The organism is Streptomyces sp. NPDC052016, from assembly GCF_044548445.1.
In the GTDB taxonomy this organism is placed as follows: Bacteria; Actinomycetota; Actinomycetes; order Streptomycetales; family Streptomycetaceae; genus Streptomyces.
Window position 1 is genome coordinate 370,630 of sequence record NZ_JBIUBX010000001.1, and the last position, 9,211, is coordinate 379,840.

At 70.1% G+C, this 9,211-nt stretch carries 8 protein-coding genes and 1 pseudogene; 6 read left to right on the forward strand and 3 right to left on the reverse strand.

Going from position 1 to position 9,211, the window contains the following annotated elements; translation table 11 throughout:
* Positions 1 to 455 precede the first annotated feature (455 nt).
* Positions 456 to 830 (reverse strand): annotated as a pseudogene (locus ACIHAR_RS01705) (DJ-1/PfpI family protein); the annotation flags it as partial.
* A gap of 857 nt (positions 831 to 1,687) precedes the next feature.
* Positions 1,688 to 2,494 carry an MBL fold metallo-hydrolase gene (locus ACIHAR_RS01710; protein WP_400015882.1) on the reverse strand — a complete coding sequence of 269 codons (807 nt, stop codon included), beginning with the start codon at positions 2,492 to 2,494 and terminating at the stop codon, positions 1,688 to 1,690.
* Positions 2,495 to 2,664: 170 nt separating this feature from the next.
* On the opposite strand from ACIHAR_RS01710, the gene ACIHAR_RS01715 reads away from it, so the two are divergent.
* Positions 2,665 to 3,696 carry an NAD(P)H-dependent flavin oxidoreductase gene (locus ACIHAR_RS01715; protein ID WP_400015884.1) on the forward strand — a complete coding sequence of 344 codons (1,032 nt, stop codon included), beginning with the start codon at positions 2,665 to 2,667 and terminating at the stop codon, positions 3,694 to 3,696.
* Between the two features lie 277 nt (positions 3,697 to 3,973).
* Here the strand turns inward: ACIHAR_RS01715 and ACIHAR_RS01720 are convergent, their stop codons facing one another.
* The gene (locus ACIHAR_RS01720; protein WP_400015886.1) at positions 3,974 to 4,990 is read right to left on the reverse strand and encodes an alcohol dehydrogenase catalytic domain-containing protein; all 1,017 of its coding nucleotides are present in this window, start codon (positions 4,988 to 4,990) and stop codon (positions 3,974 to 3,976) included.
* A gap of 496 nt (positions 4,991 to 5,486) precedes the next feature.
* Here ACIHAR_RS01720 and ACIHAR_RS01725 point away from each other — a divergent pair, with 496 nt between their 5' ends.
* From ACIHAR_RS01725 to ACIHAR_RS01745, 5 genes are all read left to right on the forward strand, one after another.
* Positions 5,487 to 6,098 carry an NAD(P)H-dependent oxidoreductase gene (locus ACIHAR_RS01725; RefSeq protein WP_400015888.1) on the forward strand — a complete coding sequence of 204 codons (612 nt, stop codon included), beginning with the start codon at positions 5,487 to 5,489 and terminating at the stop codon, positions 6,096 to 6,098.
* 232 nt (positions 6,099 to 6,330) lie between these two features.
* Positions 6,331 to 6,633: a muconolactone Delta-isomerase family protein gene (locus tag ACIHAR_RS01730; protein WP_400015890.1), complete on the forward strand. Its 303-nt coding sequence runs from the start codon at positions 6,331 to 6,333 to the stop codon at positions 6,631 to 6,633.
* A gap of 74 nt (positions 6,634 to 6,707) precedes the next feature.
* Positions 6,708 to 7,079 carry an SgcJ/EcaC family oxidoreductase gene (locus tag ACIHAR_RS01735; RefSeq protein ID WP_400015892.1) on the forward strand — a complete coding sequence of 124 codons (372 nt, stop codon included), beginning with the start codon at positions 6,708 to 6,710 and terminating at the stop codon, positions 7,077 to 7,079.
* Between the two features lie 420 nt (positions 7,080 to 7,499).
* On the forward strand, positions 7,500 to 8,216 hold the full coding sequence (locus tag ACIHAR_RS01740) for a molybdopterin-dependent oxidoreductase (RefSeq protein WP_400015894.1): 717 nt from the start codon (positions 7,500 to 7,502) through the stop codon (positions 8,214 to 8,216).
* Positions 8,170 to 8,889: a cytochrome b/b6 domain-containing protein gene (locus ACIHAR_RS01745; RefSeq protein WP_400015896.1), complete on the forward strand. Its 720-nt coding sequence runs from the start codon at positions 8,170 to 8,172 to the stop codon at positions 8,887 to 8,889. Before ACIHAR_RS01740 ends, ACIHAR_RS01745 begins: the two co-directional genes overlap by 47 nt.
* Positions 8,890 to 9,211: the final 322 nt, after the last annotated feature.

Consider the following 9,211-nt stretch of genomic DNA (forward strand, 5'->3'; position numbering starts at 1 on the left):
GTATGCCTTCTCAGCTTTTCGGTGTGACGGTGATGGTTTCTCGACCGGCCCTCGGTGGTCGGTCACGCGTAACAACCAGACGACCAGTCGTCTAATTTCCGCCCCAGCTCAGGGCATCGCCGCGGCAAAGGCCTCTGACCTGCGGTAGGAGGTTGTGCCTACCAGGCGGGAGGGAACAGGTCTTGAAGACACGGCATCCGCGCCCGGGACCTCGTCGCTTCGACGGCATCGATGCCACGGCATGGTCCTCCTGCGGTGTCTATGCCGAGCGGGCTGCCCGGGACACCGGCCCTGCCTGGTGCGCGTCTCCGGGCCTGCGTCACCGGCTGCGATTCCCACCAGGAACCACCCGAATGTGGTGACGTCCCTGGCAACCGCTCGGTCGACCATCGCGCGGCTGGAGCCTTCCGGCACCGCCGGACGGTGCGGGGAGATTCCCAGCGGATGACATCCGCCTACAGGACCTTGAGTAACTCGGCCGCCAGGGCCGCGGCCGACGCGGGGTTCTGCCCCGTGTACAGGTTGCGGTCCACCACCGTGTACGGCTGCCACATCTCGCCGCGGGTGAACTCCACACCCATCTCCTTCAGTTCGTCCTCCAGCAGCCACCGCGCCTGGGAGGCCAGTCCGACGGCCTCCTCCTCGTCGTTGGTGAAGGCGGTGACCTGATAGCCGGCGAAGGGTGAGACGCCGCGGATTCTCGTGGCCAGCAGTGCGGCCGGGGCGGGGCAGACGACGGCGAGCGGCTTGCCCGAGGCGAGCACCGCGGTCAGCAGCCGGCCTGCGTCCGGGTTCTCCCACAGGTCCTCCATCGGACCGTGGCCGCCGGGGACGGACCACTACCGTCGCTGCGATGGAAGCGTGCGTCCGCGCCGGCGGACAGTCGCCTCGTCCGATGCTGCTCCCGTTGGCTCCCTGTCGCACCGTCGAAGACTCTGGTCGGTCACGGACACGGTTCGGCGCGCACACCTTGCCTCCATGGCAGCCCAGGCGGCTTCAGTCCCTGACCGCTGACTCCGGACTGTCCGCGAGGTGATGACACCGACCACAGCCGCCAAAGAGCCAGTAACTTGACAGGTCAATCGACGTCGGCTTTTACTTGATGCGTCAAAGAAGCGTCCTGGCTGCACAACCTGGCCCTCGGCCAGATAGCTCACGGCCTATACGGGACGACCTCTCGGCGTGAACCCCGGTCACCGGCAGGTCCGTTCCGTCACCGTAAGGCTCCCGCTGCGAAGATGTTGTTTCGCAGCGGGCAGGAGCGGTCCCCTCTCGTCTTCCCCCAGCCGTAGAGGGCGGCTGCTTCACGCGTGCCGCTCCGCTCGCCCCCGGAGCGGAGCGGCACGGTCCCGTCTGTCGTTCACGGTCCTTCACACGTGTGTACGTCACCGCTCGTCGGAACTAGTGACGGCGGATACGCCCCCTCGGCCACCAGTGACTCGAGAGTGTTGCCCACCACCTGCGGAGTCGGCGTGCGGTCGCGGTGCAACGGTTCCGCAGCGTACGGGTGTTTGCGCCGATGAGGCGTGCACCTGCCAGGCGGCCTCACACAGGACCTCCTCCTCCAGCGCGATGGCGGCGTCACACACCTACGCGTCGACGGAGTGATGGGCGGCCTGCGCGGGTTCTCCGGCCCTGACGCAAGCCGTTCCCGCACGCACAGGTCACGGAAGTGACGTCTCACCCGTCAGGGACGCAGGTCCACCCAGGATCCGTGCGTCGCGGTCCTCAGCAGCGAGGACAGACCTGCTTCGTGGAAGGCCTGCTCCAGGTCGGCGCGGCCCTCGGAGAAGTGTTCCCAGCCGTCGTAGTGGGCCGGCACCACGATGTCCGCACCGAGGACGGCCGCTGCCGCCGCGGTCCGCCGGCTGTCGAGAGACAGCGGCCGTCCGTCGAACTTCGCGGGCACACGTGCGGCTCCGGCGTGCAGCAGGGCCGCGGTGACGTCGGGGACGCGACGGGAGATCTCCGCCACGACGCGCAGCGAGGCGTTGTCACCGCTGACGTACACCGTGGGAAGACCCCGACCGGACAGGACGAAACCGGTGACCTCGCAGTTGACATGACCGTCGGCATCGCGGTCGCCGTCCTCGGGACCGTGCACCGCAGGCACCGCGAGGACGGTGAGGTCACCTTCGCCGTCCCCGCGGGCCACGGCATGACTCGTCCACGGGGCGAGGCCGACCGCCGGTGAGCCGAGCCGTGCCGCGGCGAGGGGCCCGGTGAGGATGAGCGGGGCGGCCTTCGCGAACGCGCGGCCACGCTCGTCCAGGTTGTCCGGATGTACGTCGTGGCTGACCAGTACGAGATCCACCGGGCCCACTGCGTCCTCGTTCCGGGCCGGCCCCGTGGTCTTGGTGAGATACCCGTGAGGGCCGGCCTCGTCGAAGGTCGGATCGCTGACGATCCGCAGACCGCCCATGTCGATGACGGCCGTCGGGCCGCCCAGGACGGTGACTGCGCATTCCTGCCGAGGGAGTTCCGTGGTCGTCATTGCAGACTCCGTCCGACGATCGTGGTCGTGATGTTCATGGAATCTACGTCACCGTCCATGCCTGCCGCCTATGTCTGCCGCGCATGGAGGCGACCCGATCGGCATTTCACCATGTGTCTCCGGTTGTCTAGGGTCACGTGTGCCGCCCGGTCGAAGGAGGAGAAGCCGACATGAGCCGACTACTGGACGACCTGGGGGTTTCCCTACCGGTCCTCGCCGCCCCGATGGCCGGCGGATCCAGCACGCCCGCACTGGTGACGGCGGCCGCCCGTGCGGGAGGCATGGGTTTCCTCGCCGCCGGCTACAAGACCGCGCAGGCGCTCGCCGAGCAGATCGACACCGTCCGGACCGAGGGTGTCGCCTTCGGCGTCAACCTCTTCGTTCCCGCCCCGGTACCGGTCGCGCCGGAGGCGTACCGTCGTTACGCCCAGGTGCTCCAGCCCGAGGCCGACCGTTACGGGCTTCAACTGAACGCCGGGGAACCGGTGGAGGACGACGACGACTGGGCGAACAAGGTCGACGTGCTCATCGCCTCGCCGGTTCCCCTGGTCTCGTTCACCTTCGGCATCCCCGATCCCGTGGTCATCAAGGCCCTGCGCCGGTCCGGGACCACCGTCCTGCAGAGCGTCACTTCCGCCTACGAGGCCCGCCAGGCGTCGGAGGCCGGGGTGGACGCGCTGGTCGTGCAGGCATCCGCCGCGGGAGGACATTCCGCCACGCTCACCCCGGAGCGGCCGCTCGCCCCCGTGCCGCTGCCTGACCTGGTCGCCGACGTGCGCCGCAGCACCACGCTGCCGATCCTCGCCGGCGGAGGCATCGCCACCCCCGCCGACGTGACGGCCACCCTGCGCGCCGGCGCGGACGCCGCCGTAGTAGGCACCCTCTTGCTGCGTACGGACGAGAGCGGGGCCGCCGCTGCGCACAAGGCCGCCCTGACGGACCCGGCTTTCACGGAGACCGTGCTGACCCGTGCGTTCACCGGACGACCCGCACGCGGCCTGCGCAACCATTTCACCGAGTGCTACGAGGCAGCCGCTCCGGCCGGCTATCCGGCCGTGCACCACCTCACCGCCCCGCTGCGCAGGGCCGCCGGCGCGGCCGGAGACACCCGTCTGCTCCATCTGTGGGCGGGCACCGGCTACCGAGAGGCGAAGGCCGAGACAGCCACCCGGACGCTTCAGCGGCTCGCCGGCCGGCTGTGACCTGACGGCACCGGCAACGGTCACGGCGTCGGACGCGGCCGCGACGGCGTTCCCTCTGAGGTCGGTCATGCAGTGCCCCGAGCGCTCGCCCGCACGGGGGCGAGCGCAAGGTGGAGCTGAGCAAGGGTGATCGTTCCGGCACGGCCGTGCGGGTGGAGTCCCGAGGGCCCGGCCGCGCGGGCGGTGTCCAAGGACCGGCCGTGCGGGCGGAGTCCGGGAACCCGACATCCACCCGCACGGCGCTGCGTGTGCGCGCCCCTCGTCGGCGGGTGAAGTCTCAGGCCGCGGTGTCGAGCACGACACGGAAGCGGGCCTCGCCCGAGAGCATCCGCTCGTATCCCTCCATGGCCTGAGTGAAGGGCACGACCTCGACGCTGGGACGAATGTCGTGGGCCAGGCTGAAGGCGAGGTTGTCCTCGTTCTCTATGGAGGAACCGGTCAGGCTGCCCACGATGGAGTGGTTGCCGAAAATCAGGTCGGGGGTCGAGACCGTCAGCGGGTCGGGGGCAGCACCGACCACGACAAGGGTGCCGTTCGGGGCCAGCCCCCGCACCAGCGGGTTCATGGACGCACCGCTGGACGCGGTGGCGACGATGATCGAGGCGCCGCCCAGGTCGCGCAGTGCCTCTCCCGGGTCGACGGCGGTGCTGTCGATGTACTCGTCGGCGCCCAGCTTGCGAGCGAGCGCCTCCTTCTCCTCGCCCCGGGCCACGGCCGCGACCCGGTATCCGAGGCTGCGCGCGCACTGCAGCGCCAGGTGGCCGAGCCCGCCGATGCCCTGCACGGCGACCAGGGACCCTGCCCGGGCGCGACCCCGCTGCAGCGCGGTGAAGGTGGTCAGGCCGGCGCACAGCAGCGGCGCCGCGTCGATCGCGGAGAGGCCGTCGGGAATGCGCACCAGCCCGCTCGCGCGAGCATAGGCAACCTCCGCGTAGCCGCCGTCGGTGGTCGTCCCGGTCTGCGGCTGGTTCAGGCAGTTGACGAAGTCACCGCGGCGACAGGGCTCGCACTCCCCGCAGTGCCCGTTCAGGAAGCCGACGCCGACGCGGTCACCGGGCTGCCAGGCGGTGACGCCGGCACCGACGGCGACGATGACGCCGACGATCTCGTGCCCCGGGACGAGGGGCTGCGTGCGGTCCGCGCGCAGGCCCTCGATGGCCAGCACGTCGGTGTGGCAGACACCGCAGGCCTCGACCCGCAGTCGGACCTGCCCCGGCGCGGGATCGACCAGTTCACGCTCGACCAGCCGGAGATTGTGGACACCGGTCGCCTCGAAGGCTCGGTAGGTGGACATGCTGCTCCTGGGTGTTGTTTCAGCAAGGCGGAGGCGGGGAGACGACGGTCGCATCGAAAGATGACCGGTCGACTTTGAGGCGAGTCCAGCCGCCCCGCGTCCGGGTGCGGCAGCCCGGACCGCCCTTGCGGGGATCGGTCCTGATGCGCTCCGCCCTCCAGTCCGGGTTCGACCGGTGGGTCGCATGCGTCCAGCAGGTGCTCACCGAGGCGCCGGAAGCCGGCGACCTCGCCCCTGCTCTCGATGCGGTCGACGCCGTTCCTGTTCATCCTGGGCGCCCGGGAAACGGTGCATCCCCGACGTCCGTCCAGGGTGTGCCCGTGGGGGCCTGATCCCGCGGCGCATGGCTGACCAGGGCGGATGAACCGGGGTGTGCCCAGACGAGCGGGCCCGGTCGAGAGCGGCGCAGGTCACATTGACCAAAGTAGACCGGTCGTCTAGTTTTTGACCGGTCGACTCGAACCGTCGGCCCAGCTCGCACGAAAGTGAGAAACCCATGGCAACCCCGATCAAGCTCGCCGTCGTTTTCTACTCCTCCACCGGCACCATCACGGAGATCGCCAAGGAGCTGCACGACGCCGGTGTCAAGGCGGGCGCCGAGGTCCGTCTCCTCAAGGTCGCCGAACTCGCCCCCCAGGCCGCCATCGACTCCAACCCCGCCTGGGCTGCCAACCACGCGGCCATCGCCAGCCTCCCCGAGGCCACCCCGGCGGACGTCGAGTGGGCCGACGCCGTCATCTTCGGTACGCCCACCCGGTTCGGCAACGTCTCCTCGCAGCTCAAGCAGTTCATCGACACGCTCGGCGGCCTGTGGGCCGAGGGCAAGCTGGCGAACAAGGTCTACAGCGGCTTCGTCTCCACGGCCACCGAGCACGCCGGCCACGAGTCCACCCTGCTCGCCCTGTACAACTCCAACCACCACTTCGGCGGCATCACGGTCACGCCGGGCTTCACCGACCCGCACAAATTCATCGACGGCAACCCCTACGGCACCTCGCACGCCGACGGCCAGGGCACCAAGCCGGTCGGAGAGGTGACGCGCATCGCCGCCGGCATCCAGGCCGCGCGTGTCGTGCAGATCGCCGGCGCGCTCAGGGCTGCCGCCTGATCGGCCGACCGGTCCTGCCTGTCGACGCTCGCGCCGGTCGCCGACAGGCCGCCGGATCGGTCATGAGCTTGACCGTGGTGGTGTCGGGCAGCGGCCACGTCTCGCCGCCCGGCGGCGCGGAGCCGACCATGTTCTCACTGCGCAGTCACCGGCATTTCCGGCGCCATAGGCGTTTCCCGTCCTGAAAGGTGCGCCCCGCGGCACCCAGCCAGAACCGAGAGGACCAAAGACGATGAACGAGTTCCTGGTCGTGCTCACCACGACCGTGCCCGAGGGAACCGACCCCGCCGAGGTCGACCGGCGTCGCGCCGCCGAATCCGTCCGGGCAGAAGAACTGTCCGCCACCGGCCACCTGTTCCGGCTGTGGCGCCCGGTCGGCGAGCTGCGCAGTATCGGCGTGTGGCGCGCGGACGACGAGGCCGAGCTGCGCGAGAACGTGCTCGGCACCCTGCCCCTGTGGCCGTGGATGACCGCCGAGATCACCGCCCTGCAGCCGCACCCCAACGACCCGGGTCCCGCCGGTCCCGCCGCCTGATCCAGGACTGTTCCCAGCAAACGTGTGCAACGGGGCGCGGACCGGTGCCGCCCCCGCCTGAGAGGAGATAGCCGATGACCGGCGCGGCAGCACAAGAAACGATCCTGCGTGACGTCATGGACCGCTGGAAGTCCGCGGTGGACGCGCACGAGCCGGAGAAAGTGGCGGCGCTCTTCACCGAGGACGCCATCTTCCAGGGGCTTCATCCCTACAGCGTCGGTCGTCAGGGGGTCGCCGAGTACTACGACTCCCAGCCGATCGGGCTCGCGGCCGAGTACGAGGTGATGGAGACCCGGAGCCTCGCGGACGATGTCCTGCTCGGGTACCTCGACGTCGACTTCTCCTTCACCGACCGGCCGAACATCCAGGTCACGCTCAGTGTGGTGCTCCGGCAGGTGGCCGCCGAGTGGTACATCACCCACTATCAGGTGACCAGGCTCGGCTGACGCGCCCATGGACGGCGCCCTGACCGGCGGCGTCCTCGCCGGCTGACGGCCTTACAGATGCTGCGTGCTTCCTGAGTTTCGGGACCCGGTCCAGGGCGATGCCGAAGTGGTCGTGGTACGCCGTGAGGACGGCGTCTTCGGGAAGCTCTCGTCACGTCGGCCCCCGGTGTCGTCCATGACGATCAGGTGGCGTCCGCCGAGGGTGATCCATCTGCCCGGTTCTGGTGGGCGGTGACCGGACCAGGGCAGTGCGGGTCGAACCGGCGGACGAGCCCTGAGTGTGTCGTTGTCGCCTGTCCCACAGACGCCTGTCATTGACAGGCCGCGGTTCAGCATGACACCGTCGTAACCTGTTAAACAGGTTATGGGCGGTGTGGTGCTGTGCACGAGACCCCATCGCCACGTCGAAGGAGCACGGACATGGCGGTACGGCCGAGGCAGGACGGCGAAGGTGCACCCGTGGGGCGGCGAGCGCTGTTGGGCATGCTCGCCACGGGGGCCGCGGGACTCGCGGCCGCACCGTACCTGCAACGCGGCTGGGAGGGATTTCTCGCCACCGCCTCGCAGATGGACGCGACCGGCCTCACCGGCCTGCTGCCCAACCCGGGCGGCTTCCGGTACTACAGCGTGGTCGGCTCGGTGCCGCACAAGGGCGAGACCGACTACGAGCTGCGGATCGACGGCCTGGTCGAACGACCGAAGACCTATTCACTGGCGGAGCTGCGCGCCCTGCCGCAGACCCGGGTCGTGCACGACGTGCTGTGCACCGACGGGTGGCGGGTGGACGACACGCCCTTCACCGGCGTGAAGCTGGCGGATCTCCTCGATGCCGCCGGAGTGCGCTCCGAGGGCGCGGCCGTCCGCTTCACCTGCTTCGACGGGGCCTACACCGAAAGCCTCACCCTGGAGCAGGCACGTCGCTCGGACGTCCTCGTCGCGCTCACCATGCAGGACAAGCCGATCACCCACGCCCATGGCGGCCCGGTCCGGCTCTATGTGGCGCCCATGTACTTCTACAAGTCGGCCAAGTGGCTGTCCGGCATCTCGGTCACCGACAAGGTCATCCCCGGCTACTGGGAGGAGCGAGGCTATGCGGTCGACGGCTGGCTCGACGACGCCGACCGGCATGCGGCCTGAACGGGCCGACCGGATCCGCCGGTTCAGCCTCGCCGAACGCTCGGTGCACCGAGTCACCGGGTGGCTGATGCTGGTGTGCCTGGTCACCGCAGCCTGTCTGTACCTCGGGCCGCTCGCCCAACTGGTCAGGCGACGGCACCTGATGGCCACGCTCCACGAGTGGTCGGGCATCCTGCTGCCGGTGCCGTTCCTGCTCGGGCTCTTCTCCCGCGAGTTCCGCGCGGACCTGCGCCGGTTGAACCGCTTCGTGGTGTACGACCGGCGGTGGCTGCGCGCCGCCCGCAGGCGCCTGTCGTCGACGGAGGCGCGGCCGGCTGGCAAGTTCAACGCGGGTCAGAAGATTTACGCGGGCTGGATCGCGGGTGCGGTGCTGGTGATGATGTTCACGGGCCTGCTGATGTGGTTCCTCGGCTTTCTGCCGTTCATCTCGCGCACCAGCGCCATCTTCGTCCACGACGTCGTCGCCTGGGCCATCGCCATCGTCCTGATCGGGCACATGCGGAAGGCCTACCAGGACCCCGAGGCGCGGCTCGGGATGCGAACGGGATACGTGAGCCGGTCATGGGCTGCGCGGGAGCACTCGCGGTGGCTGCCGCACGAGGACCGCGGCGGACGTGGCCGGCCGCGGATCGGGGACACGGACACCAGTGCCGAAGAGGCTCGGGACGACTGACCCAGGCGCCACCGCGGGTGGGCCGGTCATGGGTTCCGGCGTTCCCCGTGCGTACGCACGCCTTCCGGCGCCAAGTGTCAGGCGATCCACGTCTCGCCGTGTCGATGCCGGTACAGCCCGCGTGGTGACGAACTCGTCCCGGCCGTCGCTCGCCACCACGCCGACCGGCTCAGGGCCTGAGAGGTCGAACTGCCGACGGCGGGAAGGGCCGGCCCCCCCCCCCCCGGGGGGGGGGCCCCCCCCGGGGGGGGGGGGCCCCCACCCCCCCCCCCCCCCCCCCCCCCCCCCCCCCCCCACCCCCCACACCCGAAGGCCCCCCCCC

Excerpts from the sequence above, each read along its gene's own strand:
- ACIHAR_RS01710 (WP_400015882.1), bottom strand. The coding sequence starts at position 2,494 with ATGACGACCACGGAACTCCCTCGGCAGGAATGCGCAGTCACCGTCCTG.
- ACIHAR_RS01730 (WP_400015890.1), top strand. The coding sequence starts at position 6,331 with ATGAACGAGTTCCTGGTCGTGCTCACCACGACCGTGCCCGAGGGAACC.
- ACIHAR_RS01735 (WP_400015892.1), top strand. The coding sequence starts at position 6,708 with ATGACCGGCGCGGCAGCACAAGAAACGATCCTGCGTGACGTCATGGAC.
- ACIHAR_RS01740 (WP_400015894.1), top strand. The coding sequence starts at position 7,500 with ATGGCGGTACGGCCGAGGCAGGACGGCGAAGGTGCACCCGTGGGGCGG.
- ACIHAR_RS01745 (WP_400015896.1), top strand. The coding sequence starts at position 8,170 with ATGCGGTCGACGGCTGGCTCGACGACGCCGACCGGCATGCGGCCTGAA.
- ACIHAR_RS01715 (WP_400015884.1), top strand. The coding sequence starts at position 2,665 with ATGAGCCGACTACTGGACGACCTGGGGGTTTCCCTACCGGTCCTCGCC.
- ACIHAR_RS01725 (WP_400015888.1), top strand. The coding sequence starts at position 5,487 with ATGGCAACCCCGATCAAGCTCGCCGTCGTTTTCTACTCCTCCACCGGC.
- ACIHAR_RS01720 (WP_400015886.1), bottom strand. The coding sequence starts at position 4,990 with ATGTCCACCTACCGAGCCTTCGAGGCGACCGGTGTCCACAATCTCCGG.